At 59.9% G+C, this 18972-nt stretch carries 17 protein-coding genes, 3 tRNA genes and 1 pseudogene; 9 read left to right on the forward strand and 12 right to left on the reverse strand.

The window, feature by feature from the left end; genetic code table 11:
• Positions 1 to 89: 89 nt before the first annotated feature.
• From EL199_RS11985 to EL199_RS12020, 8 genes and pseudogenes are all read right to left on the reverse strand, one after another.
• Positions 90 to 1379 (reverse strand): hypothetical protein, encoded by a 1290-nt coding sequence (locus EL199_RS11985; RefSeq protein WP_004143015.1) that lies wholly within the window; start codon positions 1377 to 1379, stop codon positions 90 to 92.
• Between the two features lie 42 nt (positions 1380 to 1421).
• A complete protein-coding gene (locus tag EL199_RS11990; protein ID WP_004143014.1) occupies positions 1422 to 2720 on the reverse strand; it encodes a nitrous oxide reductase family maturation protein NosD in 1299 nt (432 codons plus the stop codon).
• 165 nt (positions 2721 to 2885) lie between these two features.
• A complete protein-coding gene (gene nosZ, locus EL199_RS11995; RefSeq protein WP_004143012.1) occupies positions 2886 to 4796 on the reverse strand; it encodes a TAT-dependent nitrous-oxide reductase in 1911 nt (636 codons plus the stop codon).
• A gap of 83 nt (positions 4797 to 4879) precedes the next feature.
• Positions 4880 to 7225, reverse strand: coding sequence for a NosR/NirI family protein (locus tag EL199_RS12000; RefSeq protein ID WP_126316096.1), 2346 nt, complete (start codon positions 7223 to 7225; stop codon positions 4880 to 4882).
• A gap of 373 nt (positions 7226 to 7598) precedes the next feature.
• Positions 7599 to 9341 (reverse strand): annotated as a pseudogene (locus tag EL199_RS13695) (bifunctional alpha/beta hydrolase/class I SAM-dependent methyltransferase).
• 116 nt (positions 9342 to 9457) lie between these two features.
• The gene (locus EL199_RS12010) at positions 9458 to 10048 is read right to left on the reverse strand and encodes a CDP-alcohol phosphatidyltransferase family protein (RefSeq protein ID WP_004142998.1); all 591 of its coding nucleotides are present in this window, start codon (positions 10046 to 10048) and stop codon (positions 9458 to 9460) included.
• The gene (locus tag EL199_RS12015; RefSeq protein ID WP_050768131.1) at positions 10045 to 10572 is read right to left on the reverse strand and encodes a hypothetical protein; all 528 of its coding nucleotides are present in this window, start codon (positions 10570 to 10572) and stop codon (positions 10045 to 10047) included. The genes EL199_RS12010 and EL199_RS12015 overlap by 4 nt, the downstream gene beginning before the upstream one ends.
• Entirely contained in the window at positions 10565 to 10855 is a 291-nt protein-coding gene (locus tag EL199_RS12020) for a hypothetical protein (protein WP_040356069.1), read from the reverse strand. Before EL199_RS12020 ends, EL199_RS12015 begins: the two co-directional genes overlap by 8 nt.
• Positions 10856 to 10976: 121 nt before the next feature.
• Here EL199_RS12020 and EL199_RS12025 point away from each other — a divergent pair, with 121 nt between their 5' ends.
• From EL199_RS12025 to EL199_RS12035, 3 genes are read left to right on the forward strand one after another with little or no spacing between them, the layout of a single operon-like run.
• On the forward strand, positions 10977 to 11780 hold the full coding sequence (locus EL199_RS12025; protein ID WP_040356066.1) for a glucose 1-dehydrogenase: 804 nt from the start codon (positions 10977 to 10979) through the stop codon (positions 11778 to 11780).
• A gap of 2 nt (positions 11781 to 11782) precedes the next feature.
• Entirely contained in the window at positions 11783 to 12274 is a 492-nt protein-coding gene (locus EL199_RS12030; protein ID WP_004142992.1) for a GAF domain-containing protein, read from the forward strand.
• Positions 12271 to 12693: a hypothetical protein gene (locus tag EL199_RS12035; RefSeq protein ID WP_004142990.1), complete on the forward strand. Its 423-nt coding sequence runs from the start codon at positions 12271 to 12273 to the stop codon at positions 12691 to 12693. The genes EL199_RS12030 and EL199_RS12035 overlap by 4 nt, the downstream gene beginning before the upstream one ends.
• A 41-nt stretch (positions 12694 to 12734) precedes the next feature.
• Here EL199_RS12035 and citC read toward each other — a convergent pair whose 3' ends face one another.
• Both citC and EL199_RS12045 read right to left on the reverse strand, forming a co-directional pair.
• Entirely contained in the window at positions 12735 to 13748 is a 1014-nt protein-coding gene (gene citC, locus EL199_RS12040; protein ID WP_004142989.1) for a [citrate (pro-3S)-lyase] ligase, read from the reverse strand.
• Entirely contained in the window at positions 13745 to 14095 is a 351-nt protein-coding gene (locus tag EL199_RS12045) for an HIRAN domain-containing protein (protein ID WP_004142988.1), read from the reverse strand. Before EL199_RS12045 ends, citC begins: the two co-directional genes overlap by 4 nt.
• Positions 14096 to 14259: 164 nt before the next feature.
• On the opposite strand from EL199_RS12045, the gene trpS reads away from it, so the two are divergent.
• The 6 genes from trpS (at position 14260) to EL199_RS12075 (ending at position 17573) form a co-directional block, all read left to right on the forward strand.
• Positions 14260 to 15270 (forward strand): tryptophan--tRNA ligase, encoded by a 1011-nt coding sequence (gene trpS / locus EL199_RS12050; RefSeq protein WP_004142987.1) that lies wholly within the window; start codon positions 14260 to 14262, stop codon positions 15268 to 15270.
• 115 nt (positions 15271 to 15385) lie between these two features.
• A complete protein-coding gene (locus tag EL199_RS12055) occupies positions 15386 to 16357 on the forward strand; it encodes a bile acid:sodium symporter family protein (RefSeq protein ID WP_040356153.1) in 972 nt (323 codons plus the stop codon).
• 4 nt (positions 16358 to 16361) lie between these two features.
• On the forward strand, positions 16362 to 17228 hold the full coding sequence (locus EL199_RS12060; protein ID WP_004142985.1) for an NUDIX hydrolase: 867 nt from the start codon (positions 16362 to 16364) through the stop codon (positions 17226 to 17228).
• A 96-nt stretch (positions 17229 to 17324) separates the two neighbouring features.
• Positions 17325 to 17399: transfer RNA gene (locus EL199_RS12065), tRNA-Lys, on the forward strand.
• Positions 17400 to 17417: 18 nt separating this feature from the next.
• A tRNA-Lys gene (locus EL199_RS12070) sits at positions 17418 to 17492 on the forward strand.
• Positions 17493 to 17497: 5 nt separating this feature from the next.
• A tRNA-Lys gene (locus EL199_RS12075) sits at positions 17498 to 17573 on the forward strand.
• Between the two features lie 81 nt (positions 17574 to 17654).
• Here the strand turns inward: EL199_RS12075 and EL199_RS12080 are convergent.
• Positions 17655 to 18128 carry a hypothetical protein gene (locus tag EL199_RS12080; protein WP_004142983.1) on the reverse strand — a complete coding sequence of 158 codons (474 nt, stop codon included), beginning with the start codon at positions 18126 to 18128 and terminating at the stop codon, positions 17655 to 17657.
• Positions 18128 to 18841 (reverse strand): nuclear transport factor 2 family protein, encoded by a 714-nt coding sequence (locus tag EL199_RS12085; protein ID WP_004142981.1) that lies wholly within the window; start codon positions 18839 to 18841, stop codon positions 18128 to 18130. The genes EL199_RS12080 and EL199_RS12085 overlap by 1 nt, the downstream gene beginning before the upstream one ends.
• Positions 18842 to 18972 lie beyond the last annotated feature (131 nt).

Here is an 18972-nt window from a genome sequence, read left to right on the forward strand (position 1 = left end):
TATGAGACTTTATGAGTATTGCTATATGGGGGATGGTTGGGCGTTTTCAAGGGCAAGAGCGCATTCGCGCTGATGTTCCGCCACGCAGGTCAGCGGTGGTTTTTGCCGAACAGGCGGTAAAGGTCGCCGGTGCACAGGTTGAGCAGGCTCACAGTGAAGAAAGCAACAAGGAACGGAAGGAAGCTGCGCGGCTCGAAGGCGGTGCAATGTGCCGGGGAGTAGGCGCAGGGCAGGGTCAGCCAAACGAGCCAGGCGGTCAGCAGCAGGTTGAGCCAGAACAGCAGGGCGACGCCGCTTGGGCTCGTCGTTGCAGGAGATTGCGGCGCAAGCGACGGCAACGGCTGCCCGCTGGTAATAGTGGTAACGACGGCGGCGATTTCCCGACAGGTCTCTTTGGCCTCTTGCAGGCCGGTGACGTCCAGGCGGTAGGTGTGGTCGAGGCGGTCGGTGAAATAGAGCAGGTAGTGTTTCTGGCGCTCGATGCGGACTTCCCGCCATTCGACACCCAGGATGTCCGCCCAACGCAGGCTGAGTGCCGGAACGCCACCCGTGCGGTAGATATGCAGACTGTCGCCATCGATGGTCGCCTGTCGCCGGACGGGGACGGTGCGGCGGTAGCGACGGTAGTTGTGGATAAGCACGCGCAGGATGCAAAGGATGCCGAGGGCGAAGGCGGCGAGGGTGAGCGGATGGAGGATGCGCAGGAGAAGCGGCGCGCCGTCCGGCCAGGTGCGCAGGCGGGCATCGAGGAAGGCGGGCAGGAAAAGCAGTACCCACAGCAGCAGGGTCAGCATGTAGTTATCGCGGGTATGGCTTTGGTCGAAATGCTTGTGCGGCTGCTCGTACCAGATATGGGTGAAGCCGGCAGGCGGGGCGGGCAGGATGGGTGGCAGGACGCCGCGCAGGCAGTCTTGCGCGGTGGCGGCGATGTCGCGGTAGGTATTGCCTTCGCGTTCGAGGCGGCGGTCGCGGTAGTCAAACGGCGCGCCGTCGCGCGGGGTGATGCGCAGGGTTTGCAGGACGCCGTGAGTGGCGACGCTTTCGATGTCCTGCCAGCGCCATTGTTGCTGGATACTGCCGCTGCGGGTGTAGATGGTCAGCCCCAGCGGGTCGCAGACAAGGCAGGGGGCGAAATAGGCGGTGCGGCTGGCGGCGTAGTCACTGCGCAAAACGCTGACGGCGACGGCCAGCCATAGCAGCAGGCACAGCCAGCCGTAGTGCGTCAGACCCAAGAGGGCGGATGCCTTGGGGTCATAGAGGATACCGAGGAGGATGACGCCGATGGCCAGCCAGCCCCGGCTATTCCGCCAGGAGGAATGCGTATCGCCGCCCCAGCCACGGCTGTGCGGATTGGCGAGGTCGGGGGTGAAGTGAGGCATGGGTGGCTCCTGTGGTGTTCGTTGGTCGCTTCTGATGGTGATTTATGGCGCGACCGTCGGTGGGTTCATCAGCGGGTAGCTGTCCACCACGCCGCCGGGGTGGATGGCGGGGAATTGTTGTTGCGCGTATTTGAGCAGCTGCGCCGCCGGGCTGTTGATGAGGATTTTGGCGTTCGGCGCGCGCCACAGCACTTGGTCAAGGATGTTGTTCGGGCGGTAGGGCAGGTCGGCGATGCCGTCGCCGTCAAGGTCGAAGGCGGTGTTGTCGCTCCAGTAGTTGCCCTGGCCGTCGTGCGACCATTCGTGGTAGCGCGTGCCGACGTACATGACTTGGGTCTGGTTGTTGATGAAGGCGTTGCGGTAGTTTTGGTTGTCGGTGGAGCCTGCGGTGCTGTGTACGCCCAGGGTGCAGCCTTCAAAGTGGTTGTCGTGGAAGCCGTTGCGGTTGGCGTTGTAGAGGAAGACGCATTTGTTGGCGCGGTTGATGCGGTTGCCGTGGATTTGTGCGTCATTGACGGCGTTGAGCATCAGGCCGTGTTCGCGGCTGTCGCGCCCGCTGTTGTCGCGCACGGTGATGCGGTTGGAGAACATGATGACGTAGGCGGATTCGAGGCTTTCGGTGTGGTTGTGCGCGACTTCGCTGTCTTCGGTGTACATGTAATGCACGCCGAAGCGCATGTCGCGCATGGTATTGCGCTCGAAGTGGTTGTATTTGCTGTTGGTGACGTAGATGCCGTCGCGGCCGCCGCTCAGGGTGTTGTCGCGGATGATGGTGTGCGGGCTTTTCCAGATTTGGATGCCGTTGCCGCGGTCGTTCACCCGGCCGGTGGTTTGGCCGATGACTGTGTTGTGTTCGACTATGGTGCTTTCCGGGCCCCAGATGTAGATGCCGAACAGGTTGTCTTCGACGTGATTGTGCCAGATGTGGGCGCGGTCGGCTTTGCGGTCGGCGAAGATGCCCGCGTCCATGTCGAACTGGCTGTTGCCGGAGTGGCGCACGGTGAGGTGTTCGATGGTGCTGTCCGGTGCTTTGAGGTGCAGCACTTTGCCTTTGCCGCCGCCGTCCAAGATGGTTTTGCCGTCCGGGCTGCCGCTTAGGGTGATGGGGGTGTTGATGGTGTAGTTGCCCTGCCAGGTGCCGGGCGCAAGGGTGATGTGGTCGCCGGGTTGGGCGGCGTCAAGCGCGGCTTGCAGGTCGTCGCCGGGCTGGAGGGTGAGGTTTGTCGCGCGCGCGGCGGGGATTTCGTCGCCGGGTTGGGGGAGGTTTAGTGCATGGGCTATGGTAAAAAGGTTCACGACGGCAAGTGCCGTCGTGAGTTTTATTTGGTTTGTCTGGATCATGTTGTTCGCTAGTGTCGGGTTGTTTGGGATTTTTATCTGCCCTGACAGGAGATGTGTCCCTGCCCTCACCCCAGCCCTCTCCCACAGGGAGAGGGGGCAGTCTGGCGGCTTTTCCAGCTTCAGTTTTCTGCATGAAGTAAGGGGCGAGGTTTTCCCGATTTTTGTTTAGGCTTTGGCTTTAACCAGCATGCGGCCGGACATTTCCATGTGCAGGGCGTGGCAGAACCATTGGCAGTAGTACCAGTGGACGCCGGGGCGGTCTGCTTTGAAGGTCACGGATGCGGTCGCCTGCGGACTGATTTCAATCGCGATGCCGTAGTCACCCAGGGTGAAGCCGTGGGTGAGGTCTTCGATGAGCTCTTTGTTGGTGACGTAAACGGTGACTTCGTCGCCTTCGTTGACTTCGAATTTGGAGAGACCGTAGGCAGGCGCGGTCGCGGTCATATAGACGCGGACTTTGTCGCCGTCGCGGATGACGGTGTTGGCGGTGTCGAGATCGACGCCGTCTTTTTTCGCCTGTTCGCGCGCTTCTTTCCAGAAATCGTCGTCACGGTTCCACACACTGAGCGGGTTCACTTTGTTGCGGGCAACGATGATCATATCGTGCGGTTCGGCGAAGCTCGGACCATCGTGGACGAGGCGCATGTGGTCGCCGGAGATGCTGATGAGCTGGTCGTTTTCCGGTTTGAGCGGACCGACGTTCAAGAAGCGGTCTTTGGAGAATTTGTTGAGCGAGACAAGCCATTGGCCATCAGCTTCTTTGGTTTCGCCCATTGAGCTGTGGTTGTGCCCCGGCTGGTAGTGGACGTCGATTTTTTCGATGACCGGCTCAACTTTTTCGCCCTGGTAGGCCTGACGTGCTTTTTCGATGTTCCATTTGACCATCTGGCTGTCGATGAACAGGGTGGTGAAGGCGTTGCCTTTGCCGTCAAATGCGGTGTGCAGCGGCCCCAAGCCGAGTTCGGGCTGGGCGACGATGAGGTCTTTGGCTTCGATCTTGTCGTCAAAGTAGTCGTCGAGTTTGCGTACGTCGAGGACGGAAACGGTCGGCGAGAGTTTGCCGTTCAGCACGATGTGGATGCCATCCGGCGCGGCGTTACAGCCGTGCGGTGAGTTAGGCACCGGGATGTAGCGGGTGTATTTGGAGCCGTGGGTGCCGTCGAGGACGGGAACGCCGTTGATTTCTTTGAAGTCGCCGTTTTTGATGCCTTCTTCGATGCGCTTGATGTTGAAGACGACAACCCAGTCGGTTTCGCTGGAGGACATTTCGCCGACATCCAGGCCTTTTTCCGAGTTATAGCAGGTGGAGAAGGCGTATTTGCCCTGGTAGTCGGCATCAAGGTTGTCAAGGTTGCCGTCCACGCGCACTTGCCATTTGACATCCATGGTGTCGCCGTCCACGGCAGTGAAGGCGGTCCAGTAGTCTTTTTTCGGGTTGTCGGTGTCGAGGATGGTTTTGCCATCGTTTGGCCACGGGATGATGTGCTCGCCGTTGGCGAATACGTAGCCGGTTTTCGGGTAGCGCTGCGGGCGCAGACCGTGGATGGCGGAAACGTTCGGGATTTCGACCATCGCGTCGCATTTCATCACGTCGCAGCGGATACGGGCAACGCGGGTGTTCGCCTTGTCGTTGACGAAGATATAACGGCCATCATAGGTGCCGTCGGTGAAGGACATGTGCGGGTGGTGCAGGTCACCGTTCATGTAGATGCCGCCCTTGTCTTCGAGGAATTTTTTGGTTTCCGGCAGCATTTTTTCGCGCATGATGCGGCGGCTTTCGTTGGTTTGTCCCCAACCGGTAGCGCTGTCGCGGTTAAATACCGGGATGCGCATCAGTTCACGCATGGACGGCATGCCGAGGATGCGCAATTCGCCGGACTGGCCGCCGGAGTTGAAAACGTAGTACTGGTCAAGGTCGCCCGGGGCAACGTGATCGCTGGGTTCGGAGGCTGCTTCGGCGCTCGCGGTTTGTGATGAGGCCAAGAGGCCAGCGCCTCCGGCAACGGCACCGCCGGTGGCGACCGCTGCGCCGAGGAATCCGCGACGCTTCATTTTCAGTTTGTTGTCTTCTGACATGATGATGCTCCAGTTTGAGTTGAACGTAATCGTTAGTCCTTTTTACATACAGGGAAGCGCTCCCGCTGTATGTATAAAAAGATTCAGGAGGTTGCCCCGCTGGCGGGTGGCTCGCCACCGACCGGTTTCAAGGCGATCTCGCCGCTGCGGATGGCTTCCACCCGTTTTTGCCGCTCTGCCGCTTTTTGCGCTTTGGCAATTTCCAGCAGAAGGTGCATACAGCGAGATTTGTCATGATACAGCACCTGGCAATTCAGGCACTGAATACATTCGTTTTCGTTGATATTGCCTTCGGGGAAGATGGCTTCCACCGGACAATCCTGCGCGCATTTTTGGCAGGGGTTGCCGCATTCCGGGTAGCGCTTCAGCCAGTTGAAAAGACGCAGTTTGGCGGGGATGGCCAGCGCCGCGCCCATCGGACAGAGATAACGGCAGTAGAAACGCTCGATGAAAAGCCCAATGAGTAGCAGAGTAAGGGCGAAGGCGACATACGGCCAGGCGCGCCCGAATTTGAGGATGATGGCTGTCTTGAACGGCTCAACTTCCGCCAAATGTTCGGCAAGCCCCATGTCGTAGAGCGAGAAGCCGAAGAGCAGCAGGAAGATGATGTATTTGATGGCCGTCATCCGTTCGTGCACTTTGAAGGGGAATTTGAACTGCGGCACATGCAGTTTTTTCGCGATGTAGTTCGTGAGTTCCTGCAAGGCACCGAAGGGGCAGAGCCAGCCGCAGAAGAAGCCGCGATTCCACATCAGCGAGCCGAAGGCCGTCGCGCACCAAAGGATGAAGATGACGGGATCCATCAGGAAGACGTTCCAGTCGAAGCCTTTGATGAGCGAGTTGGTGAAGGCCAGGACGTTCACCACCGACAACTGCCCGTTCACTGATAATTGCGCACCGAGGTAACCGCCCAGCCAGAACAGGGTGAAGACAAGGTAGCAATTGCGGAAGGCTTTGTAAGCGCGCGGGTATTGGGTAATCCAGTCCTGGAACATGAAAACGCAGACCAGCACGAAGATGGCGATGCCCAGCACGACAATCTGGACGGTCTTGTCACGCCATGCCTGTTGCGCGATTTTCGCCTGCACGCTCAATTCACCGTCATCATGGACGGCAGCCACACCACCTGCCGCATCTGCCGGAGCGGCGGTTTGCGCGGCTGCGGGCGGCGGCTCAACGTAATCCGGGTTGGGGATTTTTTTGGTGTAGGCGGCAGGCAAGTTGTAATCCATATCAAAGGTGATGAAAGCCTTGTCACGCGCTCCAGTGGCGCGCTGTACCAAGAGTTCCAATTGCCACGGGCGGGCAACGTCCAGCGTTTGCTCGGTCGGCACGGTAAAGAGCGCGATTTCCGGGAAATGCGGCGCACCGGTGGCCAGGATGTCGCCGATACGACGGTGGTTGCGGTCGCGGAAGTGGAAACCGTTGCCGTCCTGCTTCAATTTCAGACGGTCAAAAATCCCGCCGCGCACATAACCTGAACCTTTGAACGAATACAGACCCTTACCGGCGACTAAAATCGCCTGCTGCCCGGGCTGCAACTGTTTCGTCATCTGTTCATAAACGGCGTCGCCGAGCAGGCTGCGGCCAATAGACGGCACTGATACCGGCGCATAAAACATCTCGATGAATTCATCTTCCGGATTGCTGCTTTCCGCGCGCTCCGCTGCCTCAGAGTGCTTCGCCTTGATGAAGCCCTCGTTGACTTCGCCGACGTGCAGCTGGAACGAACGCACCGCGCCACTACCGGTCAGCTCCTGCCAGCTGCTTTTCTCCTGCTTGTCCATATCGACGACAGTCAATTCCTTCGGCTGCGCGGGTACGGCTTCCTCTGCGCCGCCGCCCTGCATCGCCTTCGCAGCGGCAATCGCCGAGCGGGCAATCGTCTCGTTGATGACCATCACCGTTACCGTCGCGCCGCTGATGACATCGGGCGCGTCCTGATTCATGCCGTCGCGCGGATAATTACGCCCGGTGTAAGCGTCGATATAGGCGTTGACCTTCTCGATCGGAATGCCGATCAGCACAATCGGCTCCGAGTGCTTGACCAGCTTCGCCTTCGTGATGGTGAAATCCTTGTCCACGCCGATCATGATGTGAATCGGCTTGCCGGAATAACCACCGGACGGCACATAATCCGAGTTGAGGAAGACATAGCCGATCGTTTCCTCACCTTTCAACACCGGCACCAGCGGCGGCTGTTCCTGAATCGCACCGTAGCCGGTTGCATCCGGAAAGAACACCGTCGCCGGCACCTTGCTGGTGAATTCCTGCAACGAGCCGTCGCTGTGGAAAAGCGCTGCGCGCAGCTCCTTCGCCGTCGGCATGGGCGCGGCAACAGCAGTTTGCACAAAAAATAATGCGGCAGCGACCACCGTCGCTACCGCGAGACGCCGAAACAACGTTGCGGCGATGACTAACTGTCTCATGATTTCCCCACGTTGATTATTGCCTTTATTGGAGTGTGCATATTCTAACAAAACCCTCATTCATTTGTCTTGATGAACATCAAACCGCAGGAAAAACCTCAAAATTCCCCGTGGATTCCGCAATTGAGAATCGCTGAAATTCATCGTCTGCATGGCAAAGCGTTCATGCGGCTGCCATGCAGCGAACGTCGGCGAAAATCGGCTAAAACCTTTTCAGATTTCCATTTCGCCGCATGATTTTTTATTGCGGGTTTTATTTGGCCTGAATATGGTTCTGAATCATAAAAGGGATAGCAGTTCCATTATGGATGCGGGCAATGGCAGAGAAATTCCGCGATATGCCCCGCCCTGCCATCCGGCGAGAGGACGCAGGTTATTTTTTCCGCGCCAGGCTGACGGTGAAGATGCCGTATTCGTCTATCCACTGATGGATTTTGTGGAAACCGGCGCGGGCGACGAGTTGGTCCATTTCTTGCTGGCTACGGCGGCGCATCACCCAATCCGGGCTGCCTGCCTTGTGACTGGTGAGCGCGCGGGCAATCATTTCCAGCTGCGGGTGCCACGGCTGGCCGGTATAGATGAGATAGCCGCCGGATTCGATGGCATCGCCGAAGCCGTCCAGCGAGTGCTGGATGAGGTCGTTGTCGGCAAAGAGTTCGTGCAGGCCGGAGACGATGCCCAGCGTTGGCCGCGGGTCAAGGTTTTGGTAGTTGGCGCGGTCAAAGGCGTTCACTTCATTGAAGGTGGCGATGTTTTCCAAGCCGCGCGCGGCAATGAGTTCGCGGCCGGCGGCGACGTTAATCGGGCTGTAGTCGCGCAGGCGGATGCTGTTTGGGCGCACGTGTTCGTTCAAGGCGTCCAGAATGTAGCGGCCGTGGCCGGAGGCGATGTCCAGCACGTGCACCGGTTTGCCCGCGCGTTGGAGCAGGGCGTTGGCAAGGGCGATGGCTTTGCCGATGTTCTTTTTGCGCTGGCGGATGCCGCGCCAACCGATAGCGTTCAAGTAGTGGCGGTCAAAAGCACGGCCGATGGGGTTCGTGCCTTGCGGCTGGTTTTGATAGACGTAGTCGAGGGTGCTGCCGCTGTCGTAACCGGTATCGCGGCCGATGCGCAGTCCTTAGCTCCAGCGCGCGCCAAGGCGCAGGGTCGCGCGGTAGAACGCCCACCACAGGCCGCGCAGGCTATAGCGCGGCAAAGGCGTCGCCAGTTCGTCCGCTTCCACGCGGCTGGCACTCGCCAGATGCGCGGTGGTGACGTCCACCGCCTGCCAGGGTGCGGCAAAGCGCTCGCGGATGAAGGGACGGATGAGTGCGAAGGCGCGCTCGCGTTCGGCTTCGCCGAGGGTGTCGTGGTAGAAACCGGGCAGGATGTGGCGCGCTTTGTGCTGGCTGCCGAGGCGGTTGTAGAAGTCGTGTTGCGGCTGATGCTACACGACTTTGTCGTCGCTGGAGATGAGGAGCAAGAGCGGGGTGGTGATGGCTTGTGCGTCGGCAACGATGCGCGAGGCGGTGTCGTCAAGGCCGAGCAGGACGCGCACCGCGATGGGGCGGACGATAAGCGGATCGCGTTTGAAGTCTTCCTGCCGCGCTTTGTCGTGAGTGAGGTGGCGTGCTTTGAGGTAGCTGTTCACGAAGAAGTTGCCGCGCAATTTTTGCAGCAGGCGCAGCACGGGACGGGCAAACGGCAGGTAGAGTTTGACGCCGAAGGCGGGCGCGGCGAGTACGGCGCAGCGAATCGGCGGCGCGTAGTCGTGCAGCCAGGTGGCGACCAGCACCGCGCCGAGGCTTTGCGCGATGACTGCGGTGTTCTCCGGTGCGATGCCGTAGTTGTGCGCGATGTGCGTCATGAAATCCTGGATGTCGGCGACGCTGGTGGTGATGCTCGGCGAATCGCCGCGCGCGCCGGGGCTGTTGCCATGACCGCGCGCGTCCCAAGCGAAAAAGGCGAAGTCATCCAGGCCGAGTTCGTCGGCAAGATACATCAGGCGGCCGGAGTGTTCGTGGCCGCGGTGAAAAAGGACGATGGCCTTGTCCGTGCTGCCGTCTTGCGCCGGGCGGTAGCGGTAGAACAGTTCGCTGCCGTCGGTAGTGGTGAAGGTTTTTTCTTGCGTATTCATCGGGATTCCTTCTGTATAGCTATACACCTAAAGCCTCAGACAAGGCGCGTCGCCGAAGACAGTACGCGGTTGTACGGCGAGGCGACGCAACACCGTATGAGGCTTTAGGGGGATGGCTATAAACCGTGACGGATGCGCTGGATGCAAGTCAGCGCGAGGAGGATGTTCAGCAGCCACAGAGTGACGTTCAACCAGCCAGGCAGGCTTCCCGCCAGCGCGTAGTAAAAGGCCAGGCTGCCGATGACAAAGGCGCGGTCGCTTTTGCCAAGCGGGCCATCGTAACGGCGGCCGTTGCCATGCACCGCACCCAGCACGCCGCAAAATTCGCTCAGCGCCGCGAGATAGATAAAGACACCGACGGAGAGCGCACCAAACGGCGCGACAAAGGCAAAGGGCAAATAAAGCGCGGCATCGGCGATAACGTCGGTGGTTTCATTGAGATAACCGCCGAGCGCCGATTTCTGCCCGAACTCGCGCGCCAGCATGCCGTCCATCGCGTTCAGCGCCATGCGCAGGAAAAACCACAGCGGCAGCAGCATGAATAGCGGCGCGTGCGTAGGGGCAAGCGCGAGGGCGATGCCCAATACTATGGAAATAGCGCAGGCGCATAGCGTCACCTGATTGGCGGTAACGCCACGCGCGAACAGTTTTCGCACCAGCGGACGCAGCAGGTTTTGGAATTTGGGTTTGAGGGCGTAGATGCTCATGCGGCGACTCCGAGGGCGATTTCTTGTTCAGCAATATAAAGCGATTTGGCGAGGGCAAACATTTCTTGTCGCGCGTCAATAATTTCTTTTTCATCGTCATCGAGGCGAGATTTGTCGAGATTAGCAAGGCGCGCGTAATGGCTGCGGAAAGATTGCCGTGCTTCATCTATTGGCAGTCCCTTCTGCCGGTTTTTCGGCAGGCTGAATGCGCGGTCAATCAGCGCATAATCCGGCGTCAGAATGATTTGAAAATGTCGCTGGATAACTTCCATTTCGTTAATGGCACTTTGCAGGCTGGATTCCATCGCGCGGCTGTTGGCATAGCGGTCAAAATCGTTTTGCAGAATGGCGAGCTCGGTGGCAATCATTAAGGGCACGTCGCTGGTTTTTACGATTTCCCGGATATGGTTCAATAATTTCTTTCGGGTTTCTGAAAGCGATTGTCCCGCCGAAGTCAGACGCATACCCCTGATGAAGATTTCTTCTTCAAAGAGTATTTGCATGGTGATGGATGTTTTATCCATTAGGAGCATCCAGCCAACCCGGCCCCAAATCCGCATCAGCATTACTCGTATCAAAACCGCGTGCGCGAATGAAATCCGCGCCATACCAGCGTTTCAGCGATTTTAACGAACCCGTCGGCAATCTGGCACAAGCAAGCCAATCCCAGGCCGTTTCAATATCGCCTGCTTCGCGGGCAGTTTGCGATTCTGCCGCGCAAACCGTATCCATGCCGCTTTCGCGCAAAAGCGCTGCACGTTTCGCGGGATCGAGATAGCTTTTGGTCGGGTAGATTTTTTCCGTCATGCTTTAGCTCCGTTACTCATGAATACGGCGATTCTAGGCGCGGCCTGGCGGCGGCGTCAATCATCGCCAAAGGGAAGGGCGGCGTATAATGCCGTCGTTCATTCCAACCGGAGTAATCATCATGGCAAGACTTGCCGGAAAAACCGCCCTCGTCACCGGTGCTGCCCGTGGTATCGGCGAGGCTATCGCCCGCGCTTTCGCCTCTGAAGGCGCGTTTGTTTATCTGAGCGATATCAACCACGCCGGCGGCGAACGCGTTGCCGCCGAAATTGGCGCAAACGCCCGCTATCTGCCGCTGGACGTGCGCGAGGAGCGCGACTGGGAAGCGGCGCTGCAAACCATCGCCGCCGACCACCGCTCGCTGGATATTCTCGTCAATAACGCCGGCATTACCGGCATTGAGACCAGCCGCGAACACGACCCCGAACACGCCTCACTCGCCAACTGGCGCGCGGTGCTGCACACCAACCTCGACGGCACTTTCCTCGGCTGCCGCTACGCCATCGGCGCGATGCGCTCGCAGGGTACGGGTTCTATCATCAACATCTCCTCGCGTTCCGGCCTGGTCGGCATCCCGACTGCCGCCGCTTATGCGGCGAGCAAGGCGGCGATTCGCAACCACACCAAGAGCGTCGCCCTTTACTGCGCGCAGCAGGGGCTGGCGATTCGCTGCAATTCCATCCATCCGGCGGCGATTGACACGCCGATGTGGTGGCCGATGCTCGGCGGCACGGAAGCGCAGCGGCCGGAGCGTCTTGCCGAAATGGCACGCGCCATTCCCGTGCGCCGCCTCGGCCGCGTGGAAGAAGTCGCCGCACTCGCGCTGCTGCTCGCCTCGGACGAAGCGACCTACATCACCGGCAGCGAGTACAACATTGACGGCGGCCTGCTCGCCGGTAGTGCCGCCAGCCCGAAATCGGAATAATCATGCACGAACTCCATTTGACCGCCGCCGACAAGGCGGCGCGCTACGCGCAAATCCTGCCGCAACTGCGTGCCATCATTGAAGATGAAAGCGACACTGTCGCCAATCTCGCCAACACCGCCGCCGTACTGAAGGAAGCGTTCGGCTGGTTGTGGGTCGGCTTTTACCGCGTCGTCGGCGACGAGCTGGTGCTCAGCGCCTTTCAGGGGCCGCTTGCTTGTACCCGCATCGCGCGCGGCCGCGGTGTTTGCGGGCAGGCGTGGGCGCAGAACCGCACGCTCATCGTGCCGGACGTCAATGCCCACCCCGACCACATCGCCTGCTCCTCGCGCTCGCAATCGGAAATCGTCGTGCCGCTGCGTGATGCGAGCGGCGCGGTGTGGGCGGTGCTGGACGCGGACGCGGAAGCGCTCGCCGTGTTTGACGAAACCGACGCGCAGGGGCTGGAGACAATCGCTGTCTGGCTTTCTGAGAAACATGGGGTAATCGTATGAAAATATGGGGACTATTTACCGCGCTGGCATTGCTGCCCGCGGCTTATGCGCTGGATGCTCAAGATGTCGGCGAATATGTCATTCTCGATACGCAGGAACGCCCGACACCCATGCAGATGCGCTTCTATTTAAAAGGCGAGCAATGGCTGATGGACGGTCGTCGTGCGCCGGAAGCGTGGGCACCGGTGTGCCAAGGTACGGGCGATTGCCGCTTGGTCATGGCGACCGCGGCGGATATTGATGTGTGGAAGGCGGTTCTGCCGGAGCAATGGCAGCCGCTGCGCTTCAGCTGTGTGAAAAATATCGCCATGGCCTTTTGCCACGTGGAAGACCGCGAGAAACCATCGCGTCGTGCCTACTGGATGTTCGCCCTCATTAACGGTGTACCGCAGCCGATGATGGTGAACCGTCTCAAGTAGCGGCAATTTGTGCGAAAAAAAGATGCCTGCGGGCATCTTTTTTATGGGCGGGGGTTTCCGCTTTCCGGCAATTCGCCGCCTTGCAGGTAGGCGAAGGTGGTCGGCGGCACCAGCGGGCGCACGGCTTCGAGGTTGCCATTCGCGATGAGTTCGCGCACGCGCGAGGCGCTGATGTATTCGCCGTCGGCACGCAGGCGTTCGACGATTTCAAGCTGCGGCGCACCGGCAAATTCTTGTTGCAGCGCTTGGTTGTAGATGGCGGTCGCGGCGCTGTACGGCTCATGGCCGACGTAGCGCTTCGTGATGCCGAGCGCGGGCGCGATGTGCTCTTTGAAGATGCGCGCATCGAGCCGCGCCTGGATGGTGGTGACGTCGTCGTCTTCGCGCAGGAAGTAGGAGGGAAAGGTGGCGGCGGAAATGATGTAGTCGCCGGTCGGGTGGACGTACACGTTTTTCAGCGGCGCAATGCCTGCTTTGACCAGCGCGAGGCGCACCGAACCGGGGTAGTGCGAGAGGTCTTCGCTCAAGACGAACAGATGGACGACGTCATTCTCGCGCGCCGCTTTTTCCACGAGGTAGCGGTGGCCGTTGGTGAACGGGTTGGCGTTCATGACGATGGCGGCGATGCGGCTTCCCGCCACGTATTTGCCGCGCAGCGCCGCGAGGTATTGCGGCAGGCCGTGCAGCGCGTTTTCAAGGAAATACAGCTTGTCTTCAACGTGGGCGATTTCGCGGAACCCCAGCCAGGCAAAGGCATCGCGCGCGCTTGCTTTGGTGTACACGTAGCAGGCGGCATATCCGGCGCGGTGCACGTCGTTCATCAGCGCGCTCATCAGGGTGTTGAACAGACTGCCGCCCTGATGTTCGTGGTCAATGGCAATACATTTCAGGATATTGCGGTAACGCGCGCCGGTGGCGATGAGCCTGCCGTCATCGTCGTGGATGCCATAGACCGCGTCCAGATGCGTTTCGCCACGGATGCCCTCGCGCGCGAGCAGCGCTTGCCAGGCGGTGCGGTCAGCGGCGATGCGCGCCGGAAAAAGTTGCTGTATCAAAGGGCTTTGCGCGGCGGGTAGATGTTGAATTTCACCCAGCGGTGTTCTTCGCTGTGCGGGTCGATTTCGACGATTTTGCCGCAGAGGCTGTCGTGGCGGTCAAGCAGGCTTTGCAACTCGCGCGCGTATTCGCTGGGAACGTAGCCGATTTTGTTATGGTGCCAGAAAATCATGACCGCGTTGGCGTCATGCGGATTGTCCGGCTCATGGCGCAGGTCAAGCAGGTCGCCACGGTGCATGAGCGAGGCGAGGTCTTCGGCGCGGTAGTAGGCGAGTCCCGCGACCGGTACTTGGGCGACGACGGGCGGTGGCGTTCGGCGGAAGGTTTTTTTCAGAAGATTCCACATGGTGTTTACCTAGATTAAATGTTTCGTGATTGTTCGTTAATGATAGCGAAATTCGTGCCAACAGGCGACTATTGCGCGTTTTTTTCCCGCCGCGACGTACCGCGGCAATCGGCTATAATCCATTTCCCACCGTAAACATCATTTTTTCACCTCAAGGAATCCGCATGAGCCAAAAACGTGTCTTGACCGGCATCACCACCACCGGCATCCCCCACCTCGGCAACTACGTCGGCGCCATCCGCCCGGCCATCGCCGAAAGCCGCGCCAGCGGTGAAGAATCCTTCCTCTTTCTCGCCGACTACCACGGCATCATCAAATGCCACGATCCGGAACAAATCCACCGCTCGACGCTCGCCGTCGCCGCCACCTGGCTCGCCTGCGGCCTTGACCCCGAAACCATCACCTTCTACCGCCAGTCCGACATTCCCGAAGTGCCGGAGCTGACCTGGATTTTCAACTGCGTCTGCGCCAAGGGGCTGATGAACCGCGCGCACGCCTACAAGGCGTCCGTCGATGCCAACCTCGCCGAGGGCAACACCGACCCTGACCACGGCATCTCGATGGGGCTGTTTTCCTATCCGGTGCTGATGGCGGCGGACATCCTCATCTTTAACGCCACCCACATTCCGGTCGGGCGCGACCAAATCCAGCACGTCGAAATGGCGCGCGACATTGCCGGACGCTTCAACCACCGCTACCGCGAGCTGTTCGTCCTGCCCGAAGCGGTCGTTGATGACGAAATCGCCCTGCTCACCGGCCTCGACGGCCGCAAGATGAGCAAAAGCTACGGCAACACCATCGCCCTCTTTGAAGATGAAAAAGCGCTGCGCAAGCAAATCATGAAAATCGTCACCAACTCGCAAGAGCCGGGCGAGCCGAAAAATCCTGACGAATCCACCATCTTTGAAATCTACCGCTCCTTCTCCACCCGTGACGAACAGGCGGCGATGCGCGACCGCTACGCCGCGGGCATCGGCTGGGGCGACGCCAAACAGGCGTTGTTTGAACAAATCAACGCCGAACTCGCCGAACCGCGCGAACGCTACCGCGAGCTGACCGCCAATCCGGCGCGCATCGAAGACATCCTGCAAGCGGGCGCCGCCAAGGCACGCAAACACACGCGCCCGCTGCTGGACGCGGTACGCGACGCAGTCGGCATTCGCCCCTTGCGCTGATTTACGAAGCATGGCGGGCGGCTTGAGCCGCCCGTTTTTTATGCGCGGGCTTATCGCGTGTCCTGGCGCAGCAAGCCTTGTTATACTCGCCACCTTCACAACCGCCCCCACGCCCATGAACCCGCTCCGCCGCCTGCATCTCGACCCCTTCCTCGTCATGATTTTGCTGATGGTACTTGCCGCCACCATCGTACCGGCGCAAGGCATCGGCAAAACCTTCTTCAAACACCTCACCACCGCCGCCATCGCCCTGCTCTTCTTCATGCACGGCGCCAAACTCTCGCGCGAAGCGGTGCTGGCAGGCGTCGGCCACTGGCGACTGCATCTGCTGGTACTTTCCACCACCTTCGTCCTGTTCCCGCTGCTCGGTCTCGCCCTGCGCCCGCTGGTGCCGACGCTGCTCATCCCGGAAACGTATCAGGGATTCCTCTACCTCTGCGCCCTGCCCGCGACCGTGCAATCCGCCATCGCCTTTACTTCCGTCGCACGCGGCAACGTCGCCGCCGCCATTTGCAGCGCCGCCACCTCCAGCCTGCTCGGCGTCTTCCTCTCGCCGCTCCTGGTCGGGCTCTTGTTAAGCGCACAGGGGCAAACCGACCTCGCCAGCTCCATCCGCGCCGTCATGCTGCAACTGCTGCTGCCCTTCATCCTCGGCCACCTCTCGCGTCCGCTTACCGCGGCGTGGGTTGCCAAAAACCGCCGCCTCATCCGCATCACCGACCAAAGCTCCATCCTGCTCGTCGTCTATACCGCCTTCAGCGAAGCGGTGCTGGAAGGCATCTGGAGCCGCGTCAGCCTCGGCACATTGGTCATTATCGGCGTGGTCTCGCTCGCCCTGCTCGCCGTCGTACTCGCCTTCACCACCTACAGCGCCCGCGCGCTCGGCTTCAACAAAGCCGACGAAATCACCATCGTCTTCTGCGGCTCGAAAAAAAGCCTCGCTAACGGCATCCCGATGGCCAACATCCTCTTTCCTCCCGCCAGCGTCGGCATCCTCGTCCTGCCGCTGATGCTCTTTCACCAAATCCAGCTGATGCTCTGCGCCGTGCTGGCGCAACGCTACGCCAAACGTCCGCAAGAAGACTAACCCCATGACCTACCTCGCCAAAATCGAACAACTCAACAGCGCCGACCTCGCCGCCTACCGCCCGCTCATCCTCGACGGCGACCCCGTCGGCCTCATCTGGCGCGACAACCTCGCCCGCCTGCGCGACCACGGGCTTGACCTGCGCGACGACGGTGACCGCCTCATCTGGTACGCCCCCGCCGACTTCGCCGCACGCAACGCCATCCTCGCCGAACTGGCACAAGCACTCGCCGCAGAAGGCTACGTGCGCGGCTGGCGCAACGAACAACTGCCGCTGCTTGCCAACCTGCACCGGCCGGTGCGCGCGCTGATTGAGCGTGCCGCCGCGCCCGTCATCGGCGTCTGCGGTTACGGCGTGCATATAAATGGCACCACCACGCGCGACGGCGTACCGCATATGTGGATTGCGCGCCGCGCTACGACGAAAAGCGTTGAGCCGGGCAAACTGGATCAAATAGCTGCGGGCGGCATCCCCTACGGCATCAGCGTCTTTGCCAACCTCATCAAAGAAAGCGACGAAGAAGCGGCCATTCCGGAAGCGCTGGCGCGACAGGCACGCCCGGTCGGCATCATCAGCTACACCGCGCAAACCGAAAACGGCATCCGCGCCGACACCCTCTACAACTACGATTTGGAACTGCCGCCCGACTTCCGTCCGCACAACCGCGACGGCGAAGTGGGCGAATTCCTCTGCCTGCCGCTTGACGAAATCGCCCGCCTGGTGCGCGACAGCGACGCCTTCAAACAAAACTCCGCCGTGGTCGTCATCGACTACCTCATCCGCCACGGCTACCTGAAGCCAGACGATACCCCAGACTACCCCGCACTCTGCCGCGGCATCCACCGCCGCCACCCGCAGATGCACAGCTAAGCGCGCCAACAAAAACAGCGCGCTAGCAAAACGCACGCAAAAACCCTTGCATAACAGAAATATTTTGGCATAATGCGCGCCCTCAAACGGGCAGACGGGTCGTTAGCTCAGTGGTAGAGCAGTTGGCTTTTAACCAATTGGTCGAAGGTTCGAATCCTTCACGACCCACCATTCATCCCGTCCCGCCAAGGGTCGTTAGCTCAGTGGTAGAGCAGTTGGCTTTTAACCAATTGGTCGAAGGTTCGAATCCTTCACGACCCACCACTTACGGGCCGTTAGCTCAGTTGGTAGAGCAGTTGACTCTTAATCAATTGGTCAAAGGTTCGAGCCCTTTACGGCCCACCAGATTCTTGAAACCGCCAGCAAGGCGGTTTTTTCGTATGCGCAGAAAAAACGCAGCCCGCAGGCTGCGCTGATGACGTTCCGCTATTTCTTCGTGCGGAAATTGTCCAGATAGGGATTCATGTCCAGCTTCCAGCCGTCCGCCGTCTTGCGCCAGCGGGTAATGAGCGCCGTGCCATTGACGACGCGGCTGCTGTCTGGCTCGTAAGCGTGCAGTACGACCAGCGCCTGATCAACGTCGCCCTGTTCGGTAAGCTGCATTTTCTGCGCGACGAATACCGCTTTGTTGCTGTTAATCCCCGCTTCGGAAAAGGTCTGGCGCAGGTACTGCCCCATCATCTGCACCGCTTTGCGCAGCCGCTTTTGTCCTTCATCGCTGTTGGCGGTGTGCTGGTCGAGAAAGGCGATATCGGCAATGGTCTGTTTTTCCAGTCCTTTACTGTTGCGCACCAGCGCACGCATGAAGTATTCCGCTTTTTTGCCGACGGCTTGTTCATCATCCAGCGAAGGCGTGCTGACGCAGGCGGAGAGCAGGACAAAGAGCGCCAATGCGCTCATTATTCTTGCGGAACGAGCCATTTGCCCCCCTGGTTCATCATTTTTAGATTAAGGTCGCGGCTTGTGCCGTTGCCGTAGATGATGCGGGCGTTGAGGCTGGCAGCGTTACCCTGCTGGCGCACGCTTTGCGGGGCGATTTCAATTTGGCGCACCCCCTGTTTTTCGCTGGCGAAGTATTCGCTGCTGCCCGCTTTCATGAACAGCGCCCCCTTGGCGGTGCGCTCGTCCCACCAGCTTTGCTGCGGGTTGTACGGTACGAAGGAGTAGCGCCAGGCGGTTTCGCCATCACCATGATAGAGCGCGCTCAGATAGGCGTGAGCGGTGGCGGTGATTTCGTTGCCGCCTTCAATGCTGCCGCTGTACGCGGCGGCGCTCACTTGCGGTTTCGGGGTGCGCGGGCTATTGCCGCCACGCACGATGCTGACGTCATCGCTCTGCAACAGCGGCGCAAATTCGTCGTCGCTTGCGGCAATTTCCGGCATCGGGGGGGGCTCGTAGAAATCCGGCGCGGATGACTCTGCCATCCCGCCGTCTTCCATGCTCATCAGTTGCGGGTATTCGTAGAGGTCATCAACCGGCGCGCCCTCGGTGGCAATGGATTCCAGCGCGAGGGTATCGTTGTTTTCGTACTGATAGGGTGGTGGCGCCGACCCGCAGGCGCCGAGCAGCAACATGCCCAGAGCGAGGAATCCGTGCCGTAACGCTGTCTGCATCTATGCACTCCGCAGAGGAAAAGGCGCACAAAATAGCGATTAGGCTGCACAGGGTCAAGTATCGTTTTTACGACACTTTTCGCCGGTAAATGCCTGCCAGCACGCCGTTTTTCTGACGCTTTTTCTTCCTG

Origin of the sequence: Cardiobacterium hominis (genome assembly GCF_900637305.1) — a bacterium.
Classification (GTDB): domain Bacteria; phylum Pseudomonadota; class Gammaproteobacteria; order Cardiobacteriales; family Cardiobacteriaceae; genus Cardiobacterium; species Cardiobacterium hominis.

Bases quoted from the DNA above. Each gene is read 5' to 3' on its own strand.
- trpS (WP_004142987.1), top strand. From the start codon at position 14,260: ATGAGCCAAAAACGTGTCTTGACCGGCATCACCACCACCGGCATCCCC.
- EL199_RS12085 (WP_004142981.1), bottom strand. From the start codon at position 18,841: ATGCAGACAGCGTTACGGCACGGATTCCTCGCTCTGGGCATGTTGCTG.
- EL199_RS11985 (WP_004143015.1), bottom strand. From the start codon at position 1,379: ATGCCTCACTTCACCCCCGACCTCGCCAATCCGCACAGCCGTGGCTGG.
- EL199_RS12045 (WP_004142988.1), bottom strand. From the start codon at position 14,095: ATGTGGAATCTTCTGAAAAAAACCTTCCGCCGAACGCCACCGCCCGTC.
- EL199_RS12080 (WP_004142983.1), bottom strand. From the start codon at position 18,128: ATGAGCGCATTGGCGCTCTTTGTCCTGCTCTCCGCCTGCGTCAGCACG.
- nosZ (WP_004143012.1), bottom strand. From the start codon at position 4,796: ATGTCAGAAGACAACAAACTGAAAATGAAGCGTCGCGGATTCCTCGGC.
- EL199_RS12060 (WP_004142985.1), top strand. From the start codon at position 16,362: ATGACCTACCTCGCCAAAATCGAACAACTCAACAGCGCCGACCTCGCC.
- EL199_RS11990 (WP_004143014.1), bottom strand. From the start codon at position 2,720: ATGATCCAGACAAACCAAATAAAACTCACGACGGCACTTGCCGTCGTG.
- EL199_RS12025 (WP_040356066.1), top strand. From the start codon at position 10,977: ATGGCAAGACTTGCCGGAAAAACCGCCCTCGTCACCGGTGCTGCCCGT.
- EL199_RS12055 (WP_040356153.1), top strand. From the start codon at position 15,386: ATGAACCCGCTCCGCCGCCTGCATCTCGACCCCTTCCTCGTCATGATT.
- EL199_RS12030 (WP_004142992.1), top strand. From the start codon at position 11,783: ATGCACGAACTCCATTTGACCGCCGCCGACAAGGCGGCGCGCTACGCG.
- EL199_RS12010 (WP_004142998.1), bottom strand. From the start codon at position 10,048: ATGAGCATCTACGCCCTCAAACCCAAATTCCAAAACCTGCTGCGTCCG.
- EL199_RS12020 (WP_040356069.1), bottom strand. From the start codon at position 10,855: ATGACGGAAAAAATCTACCCGACCAAAAGCTATCTCGATCCCGCGAAA.
- EL199_RS12000 (WP_126316096.1), bottom strand. From the start codon at position 7,225: ATGAGACAGTTAGTCATCGCCGCAACGTTGTTTCGGCGTCTCGCGGTA.
- EL199_RS12015 (WP_050768131.1), bottom strand. From the start codon at position 10,572: ATGGATAAAACATCCATCACCATGCAAATACTCTTTGAAGAAGAAATC.
- EL199_RS12035 (WP_004142990.1), top strand. From the start codon at position 12,271: ATGAAAATATGGGGACTATTTACCGCGCTGGCATTGCTGCCCGCGGCT.